Genomic DNA, 20,225 nt, shown 5'->3' on the forward strand with positions numbered 1-20,225 from the left:
ATTCTATGCAATCGGCTTTTCTGGAAAATTCACCAAGCTTGATTAATCCGATTCAATCGTTTCAGCCGATTAGATTGAACGCGGGGATTTCCCGTTCGGGATATCCTCCTTCCATGGGTTCGATGACGGGGTTTTCCATCCGGCGGCGTCATTTGGCAAGGTCGCCGGGCACGTGGAACACGGGTGAAGCGATGAAATTGCGAATCGCGTCCATCTTCATGGCGGCGGCAATTCTGGTGTGCGGCGTCCGCGGGTTATCCGCCCAAACCGACTCCGAGCGTCGCCCTTCTTTTTTGGATCGCATCGGTCAGCGGTTGAGCGAGGGACTCGCTCCGAAACGTGCTCCTCAAGAGACTGCGGCGGAAAGCCCTGTCCGGCAGGAAAGCGCTCGGGCTGGAACTGTCGCGGCGTCTCCCGCAGTCGCAAACCCAACGGTCGCTCCCCGCGTCGACCAACCGGCGGGGATCGAGCCTATGCCCGAACCGGAGCTCGATTCGCCGGAGCCTTCGGCCGACAATCGCGTCCCGCTGCACCAAAAGCTCAATCGCTATCGTGCATCGCCGTTTGCCGTGCAGTCGTTGCCGGTTTGGAGCATGCCTTCATCGGAGGGACAGGACGCGCAAAGTGCGGCGGAAGCCCCGGGCGAGGCCTCTATGGCGGGCGATTCCGGCACAGGAGCGACCGGTCCGACGCCGGTCGCCCAAGCCCGCATTTCCCCCCCGACCGCGCCGGCGGTGCAACGAGAACCCGTTCGGGCCGATGCCGCCGATGGAAGCGGTGCCTCCTCAATATCACCCGGCGTTTCGACCGTCGCGGCCCCAACTTCGCCTGCACAAGCGCCGACCGCATATTCGTTACCGACGCAGGCCGCCGCGCCTTCAACGAACCGTGCGATGACTCCCACGCCGGCGCCGCAACCGCGAGAGGAAACGATTGAGCGGGAACCGACCCCCGACGCGACGCCGCCATCCGTTCCGATGCCCGAGGTTCCGCCCATCTCGCCCGAGCGGCACCACGAGCGTTACGTGCCGGCCTTGGGCGGTCGAAGCGTGGCGAATCGCCCCGCCTCCGTAGCCGACGCGTCACCCCCGGCATCACCAACCCTTGCCGCCCAATCCGCCGCAAGCGAGCGGATGGAGCCTGTGGGTCGGCCCGCCGTTTCCTCGGAACGCGAAGGCAATCGCGGCACGGCGCCCGAACCGCGCACCAACGGCGCGACTGTGGGCGCGACTGCCTCGCCCGCCGGTGCTTCCCAGTCCGCCGGTGATCGGGTGTTGATCCACCGCACGACGCCGCTTTTGAACGTCGAAACGATTGGGCCGAGGCGGATCACCGTGGGCCGCGAGGGCGCCTACACGCTGCAACTGAAGAACCAAGGCCAAACGCCCGCCCGCCAGGTCGTGGTCCATGTCATGATCCCCAGTTGGGCCGACTTGAACAGCGCGGATCCGACCGACGGCACGGTGACTCAGCAAATGGAAGGCGAGTTCCGCCATGTAGCTTGGCGCATCGAAGAACTGCCGGTGGGTGCCGCCGAGTCGTTGGACCTGCGGATTGTCCCCCGGGAAAGCAAGCCTTTCGATCTGGCCGTGCAGTGGGACTTCGCCCCGCCGCCCAGTCAGGCTTCCATCGAGGTGCAAGAGCCCAAACTAGAGTTGCGATTGGACGGTCCGGAGACGATCCTGTTCGGGCAGTCGCAGGTGTACCGTTTGGAAGTGGAAAACTCTGGGACGGGCGACGCGGAGAATGTGACGCTGGCTTTGGTCCCGCCCGGTTCGGGCAACCGCGAGGTCATTCGGCATACCTTGGGGACAATTCCGGCGGGTGCCAAGCGGGTCGTGGAATTGGAGCTTGTGGCTCGCCAAGAAGGCGTATTGAGCCTCGTCGTGGATGCGAAGGATGACCTGACCGCCAGCGCCCACTTGGAGCGGAGCGTCACGGTCTTGAAACCCGCGTTGGAAATCTCCGTCCAAGGCCCGCCTTTGCAGTACGTAGGCCAAGAGGACTGGTACGAAGTAACGGTCCGCAATCCCGGGACCGCCCCCGCCGAGGATGTCCGGGTGACGGTCTCGCTGCCTTCCGCGGTGACTTTGGTTGCGGCGCCCCAAGGCGAAATCCAAGACAAGCAGCGGGCGGCGCGATGGTCCCTCAATACGCTTCCGCCCGGCAGAGAAGCCAAGTTTCGCTTAGCGTGTCGCTATGATATTCCCGGCGCCGTGCGTATTGCCGCCGAGGCGGACGGGAAGAACTTGGTCGCCCAAGCCGAATGCCTGACGCAACTCGAAACGATCGCGGACCTTGCCCTACGCGTCGAGGACCCGCAGGGGCCGGTGCCGATCGGCAAGCCCGCCGAGTATCGAATCATCATCGAGAACCGCGGCACTCGCGCGGCCGAGAAGGTGCAGGTGGTCGGCTTCTTCTCGGAGGGCATCGAGGCGGTAGCAGCGGACGGCGCTCCCAACAAGATCCTTCCCGGCCAAGTGTTGTTCACACCCATCCGCGCCATCGCGCCGGGAGAAAAGGTCGTTTTGACCATTCGAGCGGCGGCATCCAAGCAGGGGAACCTGGTTTTCCGAGCGGAGGCCGGTTGCCCAACCGGCAACATCCAGTTGGCCGCGGAGGAATCCACCTACTTCTTCGACGTGATGGTCGCCGGCAAGGAAGGCGATACGGTCCGGCGATAAAGTGCGAACGTCACGCGAACGCCGACGGTAGACCGACGCCGCATTCAACGCAGACGCCCGGCGAACAGACCGAAGACAAACCCCAGAATCGCCGCTCCGATGGACGCCCCGCCGAAGAGCAGGGCGTCGCCGGAGAAATAGTTGACAAGGGAACCGTAAACCGCCGCCGCCAGCAGAAAGACGCCGAGGGCAAGGAACGTCACGGCAACGGTCAATCGCCGCAGAGCGCGACGGACCTGCTCTCCGCTCCAAGAATCTCCGCTCGGTGCCGAAGCCTGCGGCGGCACCTCTTGATCGGCACGGTTCGCCATTCCGTCCTCTCCCTATTATGAAGATGCGGCACCCGCGCGTTGTGCGGGTGCCAAAACGGAGGGTCCGTCGCCGTCATCGCGACTCCCGTCGCGTTGCGCAGTCACGGCAATAGCGTCGGCTGAATCCGGATGTTCCGATAGGCCACGGGCCCGTGATCGCCTTGCAGCATCAAAGGACCGACGGCCTTTTCGTCCTCGAATCGGGCCGCGCGAGTGGGACCCGTCACTTCGACGTTCTCGTGTACCAGCACGCCGTTGTGCAAAACCTTGATGAATCGGGCGTTTTCCACCTTTTTGCCCGATTCGTCGAAACGCGGCGCACGGAAGATGACATCGAACGTCTGCCATTCGCCGGGCTTCCGCGAGGCGTTGACGCGAGGGCTTGTGCCCTCGAAACCGCCTTGGGCCCCCCAGCGCTGATAGATGCCGCCGCAGTCGCTGTACTTGGGGTGCTCCACGCCCCAACTGTCGAAGACCTGAATCTCGTACCTTCCCTGAAAGTACACGCCCGAATTGGATCCCTGCGGCACCATGAACTCGATGTGGGCGATCACGTCGCCATGCTCCAACACGCTCAGAAGATTGACGGTTCGCCCGTTGGGGCCGTTATAGATCACTCCCTGTCCCGGCGTCACCGAAATCCGCTTGGGATCGCCCGAGTCCATCTCAGCCGCGCCGACCGTCGCCCATTCGCCGTGCGGTTCCTGCCAAGCGCTGAGGTCTTCGCCCGTCAGCTTCACCTTTTTCGGCGATGAATCGGCGCCCTTGTCGGCGACTTGTTCTCCCCGGCCTTGGTTGCCGGCGATCAGCGACAAACTCACTCCGACCATCAACGGCATGGTCCATCGCAGCAGGGAGCGAGTGCGGGATCGTCTTCGTCGGTTCGTCATAGCGGCATCTCCTGCCCGATTGTCGGGCAAACTGTGTGCGTGACAGCCTCAACCACGGTTTCTGATCGTAATGCGCGGCGAGCGACGAATCAAGCTTCTCGCTCGGCCCGCGACCGTGCGTCGCCACGACGCCGGACCCCCGGGACGATTTCGTTCACCCGCGAAACGCGACGCAGTCTCCGGGATATCGGTTTCGCACCGCCGCATGCTTGGCAACCCCGATTCCCGCTTATACACTGCTAGAGCCTCGGCGACCGTCGCCGGCGACGTCCTTGCGCGTACCGATTTCATTCAAGGGAGGCCTAAGGTTATGCGAATCCAACGATTCGGCGCAGCGGCCATGCTCATCATGATTTGGACCGTTATGCTTTCCGCCGCAACCTCGGCGAATGCGACACCGGGTCGCAAACTCAACGTCCTGTTCATAGCGGTGGATGACTTGAAACCCGAGTTGGGCTGTTACGGGGCATCTCACATCAAGTCGCCGCACATCGACGCCTTGGCTTCGGAAGGCATCCTGTTCGAACGGGCGTATTGCCAACAAGCGGTGTGCAGTCCTTCCCGCACGTCGCTCCTCCTCGGGCGCCGCCCCGATACGACCCGCGTGTACGACCTGCAAACGCACTTCCGAAAGAACCTGCCCGACGTGGTCACGCTGCCGCAGCATTTCAAGAACCACGGTTATTACACGCGGGGATTAAGCAAGATTTATCACGGAGGCTTGGATGATCCGCCAAGCTGGAGCGTTCCGCATTGGACTCCCGGCGGTCCCGGCTACGGCAAGCCCGAGACGCTGACCGCCCTGGCCGAGGAGACGGCACGACTGCGGCGCGAGCAAGGCCCGGCGACGGAGGTTTTGGAGCGCGACCCTAAGACGGGGATGGTGCTGCGGATGACCGCCCCGAAATGGCGTGCTCGCGGACCGGCCTGGGAGGATCCCGACGTCGCGGACGACGCCCTTCCCGACGGAAAGACCACCGGCGAAGCCATCCGCATCCTGCAAGAGATCAAGGATCGCCCCTTCTTCCTGGCCGTCGGCTACCTCAAACCGCACCTGCCGTTCGTGGCTCCCAAACGGTACTTCGACCTGTATCCGCGGGCCGAGATCGCTTTGGCGCCGAATCCCGAACCGCCGAAAAACTGTCCGCCGATCGCGCTGACGACCTGGGGCGAATTGCGGGCATACAAGGACATCCCCGCCAAAGGGCCGCTCTCCGATGAAATGGCACGCGACTTGATTCGCGCGTACTATGCTTCGGTGAGCTATGTCGATGCGCAGATCGGGCGCCTAATGGAAACGCTGGAATCACTCGGCTTGAAGGACAATACCGTGGTCATCCTTTGGGGAGATCACGGTTGGCACTTGGGAGATCACGGCCTGTGGTGCAAACATACCAATTTCGAATCGGCCGCCCGCGTAGCCATGATCCTCAGAGTCCCCGGCCAAAAGCGACCCGGATCGAAGACGCAAGCCTTGGTGGAGTTCGTGGATATTTACCCCACGCTGTGCGAGTTGTGCGGCCTGCCGTTGCCCGAGGGACTGGAGGGCACCAGCATGGTACCGCTGTTGGATGATCCCGAACAACCTTGGAAGAAGGCCGCCTTCAGCCAGTATCCCCGCAGTTCGGTGATGGGGTATTCGATGCGAACGGAACGATTCCGCTACACGGAATGGCAACCGCGTAACGGCGGTCAACCCGTCGCCGCGGAGTTGTACGACCACGACGCGGATCCCCGCGAAGACGTCAATCTCGCGGACGAACCGGACTTCCATTCGATTCGCCGCGAGTTGAGCGAGCAACTCAAGGCCGGTTGGCAGGCCGCCGTGCCGGCTACTCGTTAGCCCCGCCGTTCGCGCTTGCCGAAGGAGCACCATCCCGCGAAGCCGCGTCGGAATCCGCGCCGCTCGGCAGACCGACGGCCGATTTCGGCATGGAGGCTTGCAGTGGGGTCGGGCCGTCGGACGCACCGGCGCCCTCATAGCGGTACACGCCCACATCGCTCCGCCCGTCTCCGTTCAGGTCGATGGCGAAGGGGATATCGTCGGCTCGGCCCATCGCGAAGATGCGGTCCCGCGCAGTCAGCGCCCGATCACCGTCCGAATCCAATAGGAACGTGCCGCGGCGGAAAAGCCCCAGGTCCGTAATTCCGTCGCCGTTCCAATCGCCGACCACGGGAATATCCCCGGCTTCGCCCATGGGCACGGCGGCGTCGGCGTCGCTCCAACGCCCGTCGCCGTCGATGTCCAGATACCACACCCCGCCGCGATACACGCCGATGGTGGCCACGCCGTCCCCGTTCCAATCGCCCGCGACGGGAGCATCCCCCGGTTCGCCGAAGCGAAAGACGTGATCGATCAGATCGGCTCGGTCGGGCGATCGCGGTCCGCGGCGGAGCACGCGATACCCGTCGGGTGCCTGCGTCGGCAACGGCGGGAGGTTCTTCGGCCGCGCGGTTGGCTCGACGTTCAGCGAGTCCGGCAGCCCCGGTTCGTGACGCAGCGCCCGTTCGTCGCCGTTCCAAGTCGGTCCGAAGATGGCCACGTCGGTCTTGCCGTCGCCGTCCCAGTCGCCGACCGCAGGCTGGTCGCCGTCCTTGCCCAGGCGAATCCACAAATCGCCCTCGTCCCAAATCCCATTGCCGTTCAGGTCGATGAAGAACATTCCCGAAAAGAAGACGGCGATTTCGTAGCGACCGTCGCCGTTGAAGTCACCGGTCAGCGGGATGCCTCCTTCGGTGCCGAATCGATATTCGGCCCTGAGCGAACCGTCGGCATCGGCAACCATCCAAAGGGCGCGATCCATCGGCATGCCCTGCCACGTGGCGGGATTGAAAAACGAGGCTTCGTGAATCACCGCCTGCCGCAGACCGTCCGCCTCGTGCCGCGGATAACCCGCGTTAATGACGCTCAAATGCCACGTGTAGTCCACCCCGCCGCCGCTTCCGGCGAACTTGGGCAGATCCTGCGAGGCCGGGGCCACCGGCGAAAGCCGCACCACCGGCGGCGGAGCGTTGAACGGCGGAAGCAAGGTGGGTTGCGGCGTCGGCGGATTGCTAGGCGGCATGTTCGGCGGAATCCAGGGGGGAATCGCGGTCATCAATACCTCCGCGAAGTTGTATTGCACTCCCAGGCCGCCGGCGGGCAATTGTATCCGCGCAATCGCGTCGTTATTCGGATCGACGAGCAATTCATCCAGGATCGCCAGGGCTTCCGTGTTGCCCGGGTTGAACGCGATGCCGCCGAGCGTCCCCACCGATTCCAAGCCGTCGTCGTAACCCGCCGGTTGCACCTGAATGACCGTGTAAGCCCCCGGGCGGAGACCTTTGAACTCGAAGTAGCCGCGACCGTCGGTATGGGTAATGATCGGCCGTCCCGACTCGTCGAGAATCGCCCGGCCGAAAGCGTCCGCCAGACGCAGTTCCACGCCCGCCAGCGGTGTGTCGTCCGCCGTGAACACGCCGTCGCGGACCGTGTAGGGATCGGGCCGGGGCGTACCCCAAACATAGCTGACCGCCGGTCCGTCCTGGAATACGTAGCCGGAAATGGATCCCGGTCGGACCTCCGCGAAATCGTAGTTCAATCCCTTGGTCCCCGGCAGCAGCTTGATCTCGCCGATGCGGTCGTTACCCACGAGAGAGCCTCCCGCCGTACCGACGAATTCCGGGCCGTCCAAGTAACCGACCGGTTGAATCTCCTCCACGGTGTAATAGCCGGGGGCCAAGCCCTCGAAGCGGTACCGCCCCTCGGCATCGGTGAGGGTCGAGGCGATGACGACTCCGGTCGCGTCGCGGAGGCGGATCACCACGTCGGCGATGGGCGAGTCTCCCGCGTCCCAGGCGTCGTTCAGGTTTTGGTCCGAGAATACCCGCCCCGCAAGCATGGCGGGCCGAATCTCGCCGAACAGGTAATCGACGCCCTCGGTCGCCGGGGCGAGCCGGATACCGGTAATGAGGTCGCCGGGATTTTGGGCCGCCCCGCCCGCCGTGCCCGCCCGATCGAGACCGTCCAAGTAGCCGTCGGGCTGCACTTCGATCAATCGGTATTCGCCGGGGCGCAATCGCGCGAATTCGAAATAGCCCGACGCGTCGGTCTCCGCGAACAAGCCGGTCGGATTCCCCTCGCCGTCGCGGAGTTCGATCCGCACGCCCGCGATCCCGCGTTCGCCGGGGTCTTTCCAACCATCCGCGTCGTCGTCTTCATAGACGTAGCCGGAGAGTCGGGTCGGCGGTATTTCCGCGAAGACGTAGCCGGTGGCTTGCACGCCGGATCCGATCACGATCGCCGTGATGACGTCGTTCGCCGTACGCTCGCCGCCGGCGGTGCCGGGGTGCTCGCAACCGTCGAAGTAGTCCTCCGGTTGGATTTCGCGGAGTCCGTAGGCGCCCGGCGCCAAGTCGTCGAAACGATAGGCTCCGTTCGCGTCGGTAACGGTCGTGGCAATCACCTGTCCCTGGGCGTTCAGCAATTGCACGGTGACGCCGGGGAGCAACGGTTCGCCGGGGTCGAATCGGCAATCGCCGTTCATGTCCAGATGGACGAAGCCGCTGAGTGAACCGGGCAATAACTCGCCGAAGTCATAGTCGATCCCCGCTGCCGCCGCCGGCACGCCGATGCCGACGATTCGGTCGGCGGCGGAGTCCGCGGTGCCGCCCAAACTCCCCGCAGCATCCTTGCCGTCAAGGTAGCCGCTCGGCTGGACTTCCTCGACCGTGTAAACACCGGGATAAAGGCCGGTCACACTCCACGAACCGTCGGCCTGTGTGGTGGTTTCCAAGGTCACGGCGGCGGAGAACGCATCCGCAGCGCGAGTCACGCGAATCGTTGTGCCGGAGATGCCCGACTCGCCCGATTCGCGCACGCCGTTGTCGTTGGCGTCGTGATAGACGTGGCCGGACAGCGATGCGGGCTGCACTTCCGCGAAATCGTTGTGGATGCTCTCCTCGCCGCCCAGCAGGACGATTTCCGTAATCGTGTCGGGATCGACGACGCTGCCGCGGGCATCGCCGTCCACGGTCCCCGCCCGCGCCCCCACGCTCAGGTAACCGCTCGGTTGCAGCTCCACCAAACGGTACGTGCCGGGCGTCAGATCATCGAAGCGGTAGTTTCCCGCCGCGTCGGTAACCGTTTGGGCAACGAACGTGTAGCCGCCCGCCTCTTCTCGCCAAAGTTGCACCGTAACGCCCGGCAACCCTGGTTCGCCGGCGTCGGTCTTATTGTTCAGGTTGGGATCGACGAAAACCTTGCCCGCGATGCGGACCGGCAACGGCACCTGCTCCAGTTGGACGAAGGCCCCCGCCGTGCGAACCGGATTGGGGGAATCCAAGGGCGGCGAGTAGCTGTCGCCGGGTAGTGGCAGGCCGGACGGACCCGATTTGGCGTCGTAGGCGTCCAGGAAAATATCCATCCCCGAGGCCTGATAGAAATGCGGCGCGGCAAACGTGACATGCAATTGCGAGCCTTCGAATTCGTTGCCTTCCGCCACCGCATTCGGGCCGAGGAAGCCCATCTCGTCCACGTCAATGGTGAATACGAAACGGTCTCCCGCCTCGAAACCGGTAAACTCCAGCACCAGCGTTGTGCCGCCGTCCTCGACCGACACGCGATAGCCGTCGATGCCCGACTGAGACACGACCGAAAAGGGCACGGAGCCAAAGGCCCCGGGACCGCCCGGCGCGGTATCGAAAAACGTGTCGCCGATCGTCAGGCCGTCGCCCAGCTTGTCGGTTTCGATGACTAATCGAGTCAGTTGAGTACCGGGCGCACCGCCCTGGAAGGTTACCTCCAAGGTATCGCCGATGGTGTCGTTACCGCCGGCGTCCTCGTAATACACCATCCCCACATGAATGGGCGACGCGGATAGGTACAGCCTCGGTTCCATGGCCTCCAACCGGCATCGCCGATAGCCCCGCGCCTGAGACGCCCGCGAGGAATGGGACGACGACCGCGAACGGCGCGAACTCCAGATACGGCGTAGCAACTTCACGATGGACCTCCGTGTCGTTTTTTCACTCGACGCAAAAGCGCCGCAATCTTCGGATCGTTTTCCGCTTTAAGGGGGTGATGTCTTTACCCCCGTATCATCTCTTTTCGGTTCCGTCCGTCTCGCCCACACGTGTATGCACGAAACATGCTCGGAACCGGCCGTCAACTACGCGTATCCTCTATCGCAAAGGCTCGGGCAAAACCCCCGGCCGTTCCGAGACGACGGGACCGCGATCGAGTCGCCAAAACTGAGCCGTCGTATCGAAGCTGCCCGAGGCCAAGACGCCTTGATCCGCCAGATAACTGAGGCAGGCAATGGTGCCGGTGTGTCCCCGCAACTCGGCGACGGCCGAACGCGAGTTCAAGTCATAGACCCGTATCACGTTTTCAGTGGTGCCGGCGGCAAGGCGATCGGTACCGCAAAACGTCAAGACGGTTACGCTTCCGGAAAGCAGGTCCCAGCGATCGACGGGAGATCGATTCACGAGGTCGTAGAGGATGACGGCCCCCTCATCCCCTCCCGCGGCGAGAATGCGACCGTCCGGCGAGAACGTCAACGCTCGCAGACGCCGATGCGAAAGCGGCAGGTCGCCGATCGGCCTCATGTCGGGCAAGCTCCACAGTCGCACGCTGCCGCTGCGTCCCGCCGCCGCCAGAATCTTGCCGTCCGGCGAGAACGCAATCGCCCGCAAATCGGTGGAGCCCGCCGGCAGTTTCGCCGTCACCCGACCTGTGGCGACGTCTAGAACGCACACCGTAGGTTCGAATCCCGCAACGGCGAGGGATCGCCCGTCGGGACTGAATTTCACGGCGCGGAGGGCGGAGTTGGCGACCTTCACTCGCTTGGCCGAAGTCGCGGAGGCGGGACTTCCCAGCGTCACCATCCCCAGTCCGTCCACCGCCGCAAACCATCGGCCCGTCGCATCGGCGTCGAGGGCGTGAACCCATTCGTCGGCAGGCACGGTGAAACGCAGGCGATCCCCCCACGCTTCATAGACGCGGATCTTGCGATCGTCGCCCGCCGTGAGCAACAGGCCCGCCTGGGGTTCGGCGGCAATCGCAGTGACGACCGCCCCCGGCGCGCCGCCCTCCCGCCGTGAATCGACCGTGCGAAACGAACTGAAAGCGGCCGTCTGTGCGGCGGCAAACTGTGGGCCTTCGAGCGCGACCGCAAGAGCCAGCACCCATGCCGCCGTCGAGACCGCGCCAAAGAAATAATGTTGTTTGCGGGATCGCATAATAGTCACGTTAAACCTCGCCGTGATCTTCCAATCGGTGCCGCCGGCAAGGAGTCACCAACGAGTCTGGAAGCTGCTTCCCGCCTCGATGGTCCAACCCGTTAGCGCGACGGCGCTATTCCTTGCCCGATTTCAGTCATCGGCATAATGGGGAGGAGAGATTCCGGCAGAGTTGCTACACCCGTTAAAGTCTCCCAAACGACGGTCCCCAACAGAGCGTTCGGGAGCTATGGGTAATCTATGCGGGCTGGTATCGAAAAGGCACAGATGTGGGCGAGTCGCCTATCCTCGAGCGAGGCGGAGGATCAATTCTCGGTTGGCGGGCGGGAATCGGTCGGCATCCAGCGCGCGGCGGTCGATCCATCGAAACGGGGAACGGGGCATCGTATCATCCCTCGGTTCGGCGGAAAAAAACCGCAACTCCACGGCGGCGTGCGGATATTTCCAAAAGGTCGTGTGCAGCAATTCGCGGACGTGTACGGAAAGGCCGGTCTCTTCCAGCGTTTCCCGGGTCGCGGCCTCCTCCCAAGTTTCGCCGGAACGCACCTTCCCGCCGGGAAACTCCCACATACCCGGCAGGGTGCCCCCTTGCGGGCGAATGCCCACCAAGACCCGTCCTTCCCGCAACACCACCGCCACCGCGATGGGCTGGTAATCCAATCGGCCCGCAATACTTGGATCCATAACGACTTTCCCAATACGTGTCGTGCAAGCGCGCGGACGGAACGGGAGTTTGGCAACAATCGCTGCCCGTCCCTTCCCCCGCGGCGGAGTCGCACGAGACCGAGAGGCAAGCCCAACCCCTTGGCGGTTCCAAGGGCTTCCTCCTGCCGCCCCCACAATTCGACCGGATGAAAAGCGGTTCCTACCAATGTACAGGATTGCAATAATTACGGCAGATGGAACATGGACAAACTCAATTCCAGTTGACACTTTATACCACCGAGTATAATATACCAAAGGCGCCCGCAATGCAGTCCGGGGAAATCGCGCGAAGGTTGCGAGAGTTGGAGGCGGCTTGCCGCAGTGCCGGTCGCCCGCTGACGGTTCAGCGCCGCGGTGTGTTTGAGGCGCTCTTGATGCTGGATAACCACCCTACCGCCGATGAAGTGCTGGCGGCGGTCCGGAACGGAATTCCGAACATTTCACGGACGACGGTGTACCGGATTCTGGACGACCTAGTTCAGATGGGAGTGGTTCGCCGAATACATCATCCCGGATCGGCCGCACGCTACGACGGGAAGATCGTCCGGCACCATCACCTGGTGTGTACGGCGTGCGGCAAGGTGTGGGATTGGGAGGACCCGCGATTGGATCGCATTCCCGCTCCGCGCGACGCTGCGGAGTTTTTCGAGGTTCACGATTTCTCGGTCTATTTCTCGGGAGTGTGCAATGAGTGTCTGAAACTGCAACGCGGCGACAAGTCGGGCCGTCCGTGAGACTGTGGAAAGCCGGTTTCCCGCCCGTGAGACGACCCGAGGGCCTAAGTCGTGGAGGGACGATACCATGAAGCGATTAGCGTTCACCGGGATTCGGAGGAAGGGGCGAGACGGTCCAAGCGGATGGGTTGTCGTTCTTGCGGGAACGGTAGCGGGAATGTTGCTGGTCGTTCGAACTGAGGCGCAACAACCACCCTCCAGCTATTCACCCGTGGTCGCCACAGAGTCGTTCGAGCAGACGATTACTCGGATGACGGCGGCCAAGGCCGAGATTGCCGCTCGACACAAGAGACTATTGGAGGAGCGGTACGATCTGAGCGATCGGCCCGCGGAAGGCGTCACCATGTCCCGCGGCAAGCCGATCCAGGAGGGCGTCCGGGTCCGCCTACCCGCCGGAGTGCAATCCTGGCAGGAACTGGCCGCAATGTCGCCGGAAGAGATTCGCGCTAAAGGTTTGTGGCCGAAGGGATTCCTCCCCTTGCCGCACCCCAATCATCGCGAAGGCGGCATGGTGTTTCCACAACATCACATCGACGAGATCAAGCGTCAGGAAGGGCGCGACCTCACACGTTTCGATTTGGATTTCGACCTGCCGTCGCACTTTTTGCCCGAGTATCCACCCGCCATTTTTCTCACCACTCGCCCGGACTTGGGCGACGTGTCGCGCGGGCAGGTGGTCACTTTGGCGAACTACTTCGAGTTGTTCAACGGCATCTTGAACCCCAAGCAACTGGAGGGTCTGCGGTTATTGGTAACGCCGTTTCCGCAACAGCAATTCAACGCCACGGACGACCGGCGATCGCTCAAGCCAAGTATGGGGGTGACCTGCTTCGATTGTCACGTCAATGGGAACAGTAATGGGGCCACGCATTTGGTGGGCGATATCCGGCCTCAGGAGTTTCGGCATCGTTTGGATACGCCGCCTTTGCGCGGGCTCAACATCCAGCGACTCTTTGGATCTCAGCGCGCACTGAAGACTGTAGAAGATTTCACGGAGTTTGAGCAGCGCGCCGCCTACTTCGACGGTGATCCTGTCATCGCCACGAAGAAAGGGGTGAACGTGTTGGAACGAGGTAGTCAAGTCCACTTCATGGCGGAATTCATGGCCATCTTGGATTTTCCGCCCGCCCCCAAGCTGAACGTCTTCGGAACTCTCGATCCCACCAAGGCCACGCCGCAAGAGCTACGCGGACAGGATGTTTTCTTCGGGCGAGGAAGGTGCGCCGTGTGCCACGTCCCGCCGTACTACACGGACAACTCGATGCACAATTTCCGCGCCGAGCGTTTCTTTGAACCGCACATGGTCAACGGACGCATGATGACGGGCGACGGTCCGATCAAGACCTTCCCTCTCCGCGGCATCAAGGAATCGCCGCCGTACTTGCACGACGGACGATTGCTGACCTTGGAAGACACGATCGAGTTCCACAACCTCGTTCTCGAAACGAAGTTGACGGAGGATGAAAAGAAGGATTTGGCGGCATTCCTTCGTTGCCTGTGACCGGAGTCGCGGCCCATCTCGCGCGGGACCGGCGCGGGAAACTCGCCGACTCCTGCGCGACCCCGCCCGCATCATGGCGGACGGGGCCGTGCGCTCTTACGGAACGGGTTGGCGGGAAGAACCGCCCCTTGGGCTTCGGAACGACGCGGCGCGTTTTCGTGTGAGGAGACCGTCAAATCCCAAGCCGCGTAAACCTTGCCGATTTCATCCCGCCCGACCCGGTTCACGGGGTATTTCCCGCTTTCGGCCGCTTCCCACGTGTGCCAAAGTCTTTGGTCCAAAATGACCAACGGCAGATAGAAACGCATGAGGTCGGTGTTCCACCGGAAATCGCTGACGAAACCCCGCGGCGCCCAAGCATAAGTCTTGACGCCGTTCAGTCCGATCGTCCACGGTTCATATCGCCCGTAAACGGTCCGCCTGAGGTAGTCGGCAACGTGTGCCGCCAGGATCGAAGCGACAAGAGCCGAAGCAATGCTTCGCCGGAACAGACGCTTCATAACGGACATTCGGTTTGCCGAGGACGTCCCGGATTAAAACTTGATTTCGACTCAAACCACGTACACCGCGACGGCGATTCGCCGATCGAGACAACCGAAAGACGAAAACGGTACTCCGCCTCTCACTTCGGTGTTTCATTTCGCCTCAGCCTTGACGTAAATCTCCTTGGGGGCTTGGCGAAAGTACTTGAACAGAGCAGGGCAGAGCCAACCCTCCTTTTGAAACTGCTCCGAGTAGTACCAATTACCGGTCTGATCGCCGCGACGCCACACGAGCTTGTGCGTGTACCCGGGAAAGGGTTGCGTCGAGAAAAGCAGGCGGAATCCCTCCTCCGCATTGGGAATGTCTCGGACCATTTCGTCGATCATTTCAGGAATGCCCGCTACGAAAGGTTCCCGCTTCAACCCTGCGGCGGGATCGTCGAAGACCCAGGTTCCCGCGTAACGATATGGCTGGAGCACCATGATGGAATTGGAGGGCGCCGCCGTTCCCGCCAAGGGAATCCATCCCTGATACCACACCACGCCCGCAACGGCGACGGAGAGTAACACCACCCCCGCCAAGACCTCGAAAACTCGAACTCGTGTCGTCATGATTCGCGATCCCGCTGCCGAGATTCATCCCGGCCGTGCCGGTTACAACGCGATGCGCATCACGCGCGGCTGATCGGTGATTTGCGATTCTCCGAAGGTCACGAGGAACCGTTCGTTTTCGTCCAGGCCGATGGTCTCGCCGTCGTGGATGACCGGCCCGTTCTCGAGGAGATAGTAGGCCACATTGTAAACATACTCGAGCAGGGTCTGCGGTTCCCGGCGACTGGAGACGACCTCGATTTCGTTCAGACCGAACTCCTCCAATCCGTCCGTAATGCACGAGATGCTGCCGTCGTCCTCGGGCGCGAAGCGAATCGTCACCCAAAGCTCCAAGGGAAGGACCTCGGCGTTCATTTGATGGGCGGAGTCGAGGAAGGCTCCGCGCTCGTGGACGCTGCCGCCCGATCCCCAGAAGATGCCCACCGCGTCCGTCAGCGCGGCGGTGGAGGCGACGAGTTCCGTCAATTGACGGTGCCGCTCGATCGGATCGTCGGGACCGTCCACGAGCGCCACCATCAGATGCGACGTGTGGGTTCGCATCTCCTGCTCGGCGGTCGGCCAGTACCACGCCACCGCGCAGGGGAACTCCAACTCCTCAAAGGGAATCGGGGCGTTCATCAGAGAAATGGCGGCCAAACCATCCCCGAATCGAAAGACCTCGATTCCTTCCGCCTGTTCGCCTTCCGGCGTGGGGACCTCTTCGGCGGGACCGACTTCCGGGGCGTCCGGCCAGTGTTCGCTCAGGTAATCTTCAACCTGATCCGCGGTGGGGAGTTTAGGATCGCGCAGGGCGACCAAGGCCAGGGCTACGCGGGAATTCATGACGCACGCTCCTTTGTGTCGGGTTCCCTTGACGAGAGACTCCACGCCTGTCGGTCCCCGATTCCTTCGCGGGATGAAGCAGCGTCACTGCACGGAGACCAAATGCCGTGTTCCGTCCGCGGCGACGATACCCTAGCATACCGATATTCGTTTTGTCTTTCGCAACTGCGCGCATTGTATGATTTTTCGTAGGGGCGTTCAATCAGCAAGCTCGCACGGCGATACGGACCGAAATAAGATAAGCGAACGATCCGCAGGGCGGTCGCGTAGTGCCCAAGAGGGGGCGGCGAGACCCCTTGTATGAGAGACGGTCGTTGCTCTCGCGTCGGCACAACCGAACGTGCATGCCGAGTCGCGGGCGTCGCGGCCTTGCATTTTCCGCCGGGAAGGAAACATCGTGAAAATCCAATTCCTCGGAGCCAATCGTCAGGTCACCGGATCGCAGTACTTCGTCCAGTGCGGACGAACCCGAGTGCTGGTCGATTGCGGGATGTTTCAAGAGCGACCGTATCTCGACCGCAATTGGGCGCCGCTTCCCGTCCCCGGCAGGGAACTGGATGCCGTGATTCTAACGCATGCCCATCTCGATCATTGCGGGCTACTTCCGAAGTTAGCGCAAGAGGGCTTTCACGGGCGCATCTTCGCCACCTCGGCCACCGCCGACCTGGCCGAGATCATCCTGAGAGATTCCGCCCACATCCAAGTGGAAGACGCGGCCTACAAACGCCGGCGTCACAAAAAGGAAGGACGCACCGGCAAGTATCCCGAAATTCCGCTCTATGACGTGAACGACGTGGAAGCGGTGCTGCCTTACTTTCGGCCCGTCGCGTACCATCAACCCATCGAATTGGCCGATATCACGTTCCGCTTCTTGGATGCCGGCCACATCCTGGGTTCGGCGATTCTGCTGATGGAGTTGCGCGAAAACGGGAAACGCCGTACCCTGGCGTTCTCGGGAGATCTGGGTCAGCGAGATCGGCCGATCCTCCGCGATCCGGAAGGCATCGACGGAGCGATCGACTACCTTGTAGTGGAATCCACCTACGGCGACCGCGATCACGCTCAAAACGGCGACCTCGAGGAAACCCTGGCCAACGTTGTGCGGCACACCTCGGCACGCGGCGGGAACGTGGTCATCCCCGTCTTTGCCGTGGAACGGGCGCAAGACCTGCTGTACCATTTCAGCCGGTTGTACCGCAGCGGAAAGCTCAGTCCGTTCCCCATTTTTCTCGACAGCCCCATGGCGGTCCGGGTGACGGAGGTCTTTCGCCGCCATCAGGAGTGCTACGACGAAGAAACCAAGCAGATGGTGGAGTCGGATTCCTCGCCCTTCGATTTCCCCAACCTCCGCCTGGTCGGTTCGGTCGAGGAATCGAAGCAAATCAACACGTTCCACGTCCCCAGCGTCATCATGGCCACTTCGGGGATGTGCACGGCGGGCCGAATCAAGTTCCACCTGCGGAACAACATCGTGCGACCGGAATCGACGATCCTATTCGTCGGCTACCAGGCTCGCGGGACGCTCGGTCGCCAAATCCTGGAGAAGAACCCGTACGTCCGCATCCACGGCAAGGAATGGCCGACCCGGGCCAAGATCGAGCAACTGCACGGGTTATCGGGACACGCGGACCGCGGCGGACTGCTGGACTGGCTCGGAACGGCGCCGTCGCCCCCGCGATCGGTTTTCGTCACGCACGGCGAAGAAAGCTCGTCGCTCAGTTTCGCGGAACTGCTCCGCACACAGTTGGGTTGGCGCGTCAGCGTACCCAACTACTCGGATACGGTAGAACTGGAGTGACGGACGGCGACCGGAACGACGGGCGTCACGGTTTCAAAGCCTCGCGAATGAATGCCGGTCGATTCGTGGTGATTGAGTCGGCGCCGAGGTCGCGGAACCTTCGGGCGGCGTCCGCTTCGTCGATCGTCCAAACGTGAAGCTCGTAGCCCGCCGCCCGCAATCGCTGCACGAAAGCCTCGTTTACGACTTCGGCATTCGCTTGCGTGCTCAAACCGTGGGCGCGAATCCGGGCCAGCGTAGGCAGGATTTCATCGATTGTCGGCGTCCACACTCCGGTCTTGTCGTCCTTCTTGTAGCCGACCAGCCAATAGGCCTTGACCTCGGGTAGAAGTTCTCTGACCCGAGCGACGGTCTGGGCGTTGAAGGCGATGATGACGATTTGCTCAGGCTTCAACGGGCCGACCGACAGGACGCGGGCGATCGGCTCCACCCATTCCGGACCGCCCTTGATTTCGAGATAGAACTTTCTGTCGGGCGGGACGAGGGCCAGAACATCGGCCAGCGACGGAATCCTCTCCCCCGCGAAGGCTTCTCCCTTCCAACGCCCCACGTCGAGCGTCCGGAGGCGGTCCCATGTCGTTTCGATCACCTTCCACGCAACTTGGTCGCCGGTCACGCGTTTGGTGTCGGCATCGTGGATACAGGCAATCCGCCCGTCTTGCGTCAGATAGAAATCCCCCTCAATCGCATCGGCCCCCTGCTCCCAAGCCAACCGGAAGGCGGCTTGCGTGTTTTCAGGGGCGTCGTACGACGCTCCGCGATGGGCGACGATCAACTGCGCGTGCGCCATTCCGGAATACGACATCAAGGCCGCGAACAATACGAGCCAGCCTGAGCGATCGAAACGGCGCGCACCATGCACGGGCGATAATTTCATAGGCGGCGATGAAGGTCAATAGTCGGTCGGAAAGCCGAAATGCTGTGGCACGCCATGATCCGCCGGCAGTGTGGAACCGGTCCGCGCGGCACCATGCTTCAAGGCGCCGTCAGTCGATGTTCTGGCGGAGGCGATGCACCAGGTTTCCTTGCGGGTCGCGGATGCGGACCTCCAGCGGCATTTGGCCGGGCAGGCTGTGCGTGGCGCAGCCGAAGCAAGGGTCGTACGCCCGAAAAGCCATCTCCACCTTATTGAGCAGACCTTCGCGCAGCTCTCCATTGCGGATGAGCTTTTGCGCCGCTCGTTGGACGGACATGCAGATGGGGGCGTTGTTGTTCGTGGTGCCGACCACCAAATTAGCCTTCACCACCAAACCCCGCTCGTCGGTCGCGTAATGATGCGTCAGGGTGCCGCGCGGGGCCTCGACGCAGCCCACGCCCTCCGTCGGCTTTTCCTTGGGCAATACGCGGAAGTCGCGTCCGGTGATCTTGGGGTCGGCGGCCAATTCGACCCAACGTTCCGCGGCGTACAGCAGTTCGATGAGTCGAGCCCAATGGGTGGCCAGCGTGTGGTGGACCGGCTTGCCGCCCAAGACCTCGTAGAATCGCTGATACTCTTTCTGGGCCAAAGGCGTGGCCATGCCGTCCGCCGCGTTCAATCGCGACAGCGGCGTGGCGCGGTAGATGCCGGACTCGGGTCCGTCCACGAAACCCTTCCAGCCGACCTTCTTCAGATAGGGGAATTTCAGGTACGACCACGGTTCGACGCGCTCGGCGATATATTCGCGATAGTCCGCGGCGGCGTACTTGGCGTGCTGGGAGCCCTCCGGACCGACCACGCGGATCATGCCGTCGTAAAAGTTGACATGATTGTTCGCGTCCACCATGCCCATGTAGTAGGTCTTGTGAACGTAAACATCCCCAGTGACCAGGTCCACGTACTCGCTATTTTGCAGAACCAGCTTATCGAAGAGTTGCAGGCTGAACTTGGCGAATTCGATCGCCTCGCGTCCGGCGGCCTCGATCTCCTTGCGTTGTTCTTCGGTGATGCCGCGACTGACTCCGCCCGGCAAACCCCAGTTGGGATGGACCCGCCGCCCGCCCATCATCTGAATCAGATGGTGGCCGACGTGCCGCATCTTGATCACCTTGCCGCCGATCTCCAGACCGACCTTTTGCACCACGCCCAAGATGTTCCGCTCGGCTTTGGGGGCCTCCGGGCCGACCACGAAATCCGGGCCTCCCAAGGCGTAGAAGTGCGTCGTGTGGTCGGTGGCGAAGAAGATCGAGTAAAACAACTCGCGAAGCTTCTTGGCGGTCTCCGGCGGATCGACGTGGAACACGGCATCCAGGGCCTTGGTGGCGGCCATGTGGTGGGCTTCCGGGCAGACGCCGCAGATGCGGGCGGTGAGATTCGGCATCTCCTCCACCGGTCGGCCCACGCAAAACTGCTCGAAACCCCGCAGTTCCGGGATTTGCAGGTAGGCGTTCGCGACGTTCCCCTGGTCGTCCAGGAAGATGTCGATTTTGCCGTGACCTTCCAAGCGAGTAATGGGATCGATGGATACGCGTTTCATGATCGTGCCTTC

The 20,225-nt window shown here is 62.5% G+C and carries 15 protein-coding genes; 5 read left to right on the forward strand and 10 right to left on the reverse strand.

Annotation, left to right across the window (positions count from 1 at the left end):
• Window positions 1-113: 113 nt before the first annotated feature.
• Complete coding sequence (locus tag ACYQ6J_RS11835; RefSeq protein WP_460184395.1) at window positions 114-2,684, forward strand: hypothetical protein; 2,571 nt, start codon at window positions 114-116, stop codon at window positions 2,682-2,684.
• Between the two features lie 44 nt (window positions 2,685-2,728).
• On the opposite strand, the gene ACYQ6J_RS11840 is transcribed toward ACYQ6J_RS11835, so the two are convergent.
• Window positions 2,729-2,995, reverse strand: a complete 267-nt coding sequence (locus ACYQ6J_RS11840; protein ID WP_460184396.1) for an ECF transporter S component family protein — start codon at window positions 2,993-2,995, stop codon at window positions 2,729-2,731.
• 101 nt (window positions 2,996-3,096) lie between these two features.
• Window positions 3,097-3,885, reverse strand: a complete 789-nt coding sequence (locus tag ACYQ6J_RS11845) for a 3-keto-disaccharide hydrolase (RefSeq protein ID WP_460184397.1) — start codon at window positions 3,883-3,885, stop codon at window positions 3,097-3,099.
• 310 nt (window positions 3,886-4,195) lie between these two features.
• Between ACYQ6J_RS11845 and ACYQ6J_RS11850 the strand changes: the two genes are divergently transcribed.
• Window positions 4,196-5,728 carry a sulfatase gene (locus ACYQ6J_RS11850; RefSeq protein ID WP_460184398.1) on the forward strand — a complete coding sequence of 511 codons (1,533 nt, stop codon included), beginning with the start codon at window positions 4,196-4,198 and terminating at the stop codon, window positions 5,726-5,728.
• Here the strand turns inward: ACYQ6J_RS11850 and ACYQ6J_RS11855 are convergent.
• The 3 genes from ACYQ6J_RS11855 to ACYQ6J_RS11865 all read right to left on the reverse strand — a co-directional run bounded on the left by ACYQ6J_RS11855 (window position 5,718) and on the right by ACYQ6J_RS11865 (window position 11,790).
• Window positions 5,718-9,869, reverse strand: coding sequence for an SdrD B-like domain-containing protein (locus tag ACYQ6J_RS11855; protein ID WP_460184399.1), 4,152 nt, complete (start codon window positions 9,867-9,869; stop codon window positions 5,718-5,720). The genes ACYQ6J_RS11850 and ACYQ6J_RS11855 overlap by 11 nt on opposite strands.
• Window positions 9,870-10,047: 178 nt before the next feature.
• A complete protein-coding gene (locus ACYQ6J_RS11860; RefSeq protein WP_460185544.1) occupies window positions 10,048-11,106 on the reverse strand; it encodes a WD40 repeat domain-containing protein in 1,059 nt (352 codons plus the stop codon).
• 282 nt (window positions 11,107-11,388) lie between these two features.
• Complete coding sequence (locus ACYQ6J_RS11865; RefSeq protein WP_460184400.1) at window positions 11,389-11,790, reverse strand: (deoxy)nucleoside triphosphate pyrophosphohydrolase; 402 nt, start codon at window positions 11,788-11,790, stop codon at window positions 11,389-11,391.
• A gap of 287 nt (window positions 11,791-12,077) precedes the next feature.
• On the opposite strand from ACYQ6J_RS11865, the gene ACYQ6J_RS11870 reads away from it, so the two are divergent.
• On the forward strand, window positions 12,078-12,545 hold the full coding sequence (locus tag ACYQ6J_RS11870) for a Fur family transcriptional regulator (RefSeq protein WP_460184401.1): 468 nt from the start codon (window positions 12,078-12,080) through the stop codon (window positions 12,543-12,545).
• 67 nt (window positions 12,546-12,612) lie between these two features.
• Window positions 12,613-14,046 carry a cytochrome B6 gene (locus ACYQ6J_RS11875; RefSeq protein ID WP_460184402.1) on the forward strand — a complete coding sequence of 478 codons (1,434 nt, stop codon included), beginning with the start codon at window positions 12,613-12,615 and terminating at the stop codon, window positions 14,044-14,046.
• 71 nt (window positions 14,047-14,117) lie between these two features.
• Here the strand turns inward: ACYQ6J_RS11875 and ACYQ6J_RS11880 are convergent, their stop codons facing one another.
• The 3 genes from ACYQ6J_RS11880 to ACYQ6J_RS11890 all read right to left on the reverse strand — a co-directional run bounded on the left by ACYQ6J_RS11880 (window position 14,118) and on the right by ACYQ6J_RS11890 (window position 15,962).
• Window positions 14,118-14,546: a hypothetical protein gene (locus tag ACYQ6J_RS11880; RefSeq protein ID WP_460184403.1), complete on the reverse strand. Its 429-nt coding sequence runs from the start codon at window positions 14,544-14,546 to the stop codon at window positions 14,118-14,120.
• 135 nt (window positions 14,547-14,681) lie between these two features.
• Window positions 14,682-15,140 (reverse strand): DUF6717 family protein, encoded by a 459-nt coding sequence (locus tag ACYQ6J_RS11885; protein WP_460184404.1) that lies wholly within the window; start codon window positions 15,138-15,140, stop codon window positions 14,682-14,684.
• A 42-nt stretch (window positions 15,141-15,182) separates the two neighbouring features.
• A complete protein-coding gene (locus ACYQ6J_RS11890) occupies window positions 15,183-15,962 on the reverse strand; it encodes a DUF4261 domain-containing protein (RefSeq protein WP_460184405.1) in 780 nt (259 codons plus the stop codon).
• 397 nt (window positions 15,963-16,359) lie between these two features.
• Here ACYQ6J_RS11890 and ACYQ6J_RS11895 point away from each other — a divergent pair, with 397 nt between their 5' ends.
• Window positions 16,360-17,760, forward strand: coding sequence for an MBL fold metallo-hydrolase RNA specificity domain-containing protein (locus tag ACYQ6J_RS11895; RefSeq protein WP_460184406.1), 1,401 nt, complete (start codon window positions 16,360-16,362; stop codon window positions 17,758-17,760).
• A gap of 25 nt (window positions 17,761-17,785) precedes the next feature.
• On the opposite strand, the gene ACYQ6J_RS11900 is transcribed toward ACYQ6J_RS11895, so the two are convergent.
• Both ACYQ6J_RS11900 and ACYQ6J_RS11905 read right to left on the reverse strand, forming a co-directional pair.
• Window positions 17,786-18,622, reverse strand: coding sequence for a glycerophosphodiester phosphodiesterase (locus ACYQ6J_RS11900; protein WP_460184407.1), 837 nt, complete (start codon window positions 18,620-18,622; stop codon window positions 17,786-17,788).
• 124 nt (window positions 18,623-18,746) lie between these two features.
• Complete coding sequence (locus ACYQ6J_RS11905; RefSeq protein ID WP_460184408.1) at window positions 18,747-20,213, reverse strand: Ni/Fe hydrogenase subunit alpha; 1,467 nt, start codon at window positions 20,211-20,213, stop codon at window positions 18,747-18,749.
• Between the last annotated feature and the right edge of the window lie 12 nt (window positions 20,214-20,225).

The organism is Thermopirellula anaerolimosa (assembly GCF_054657335.1).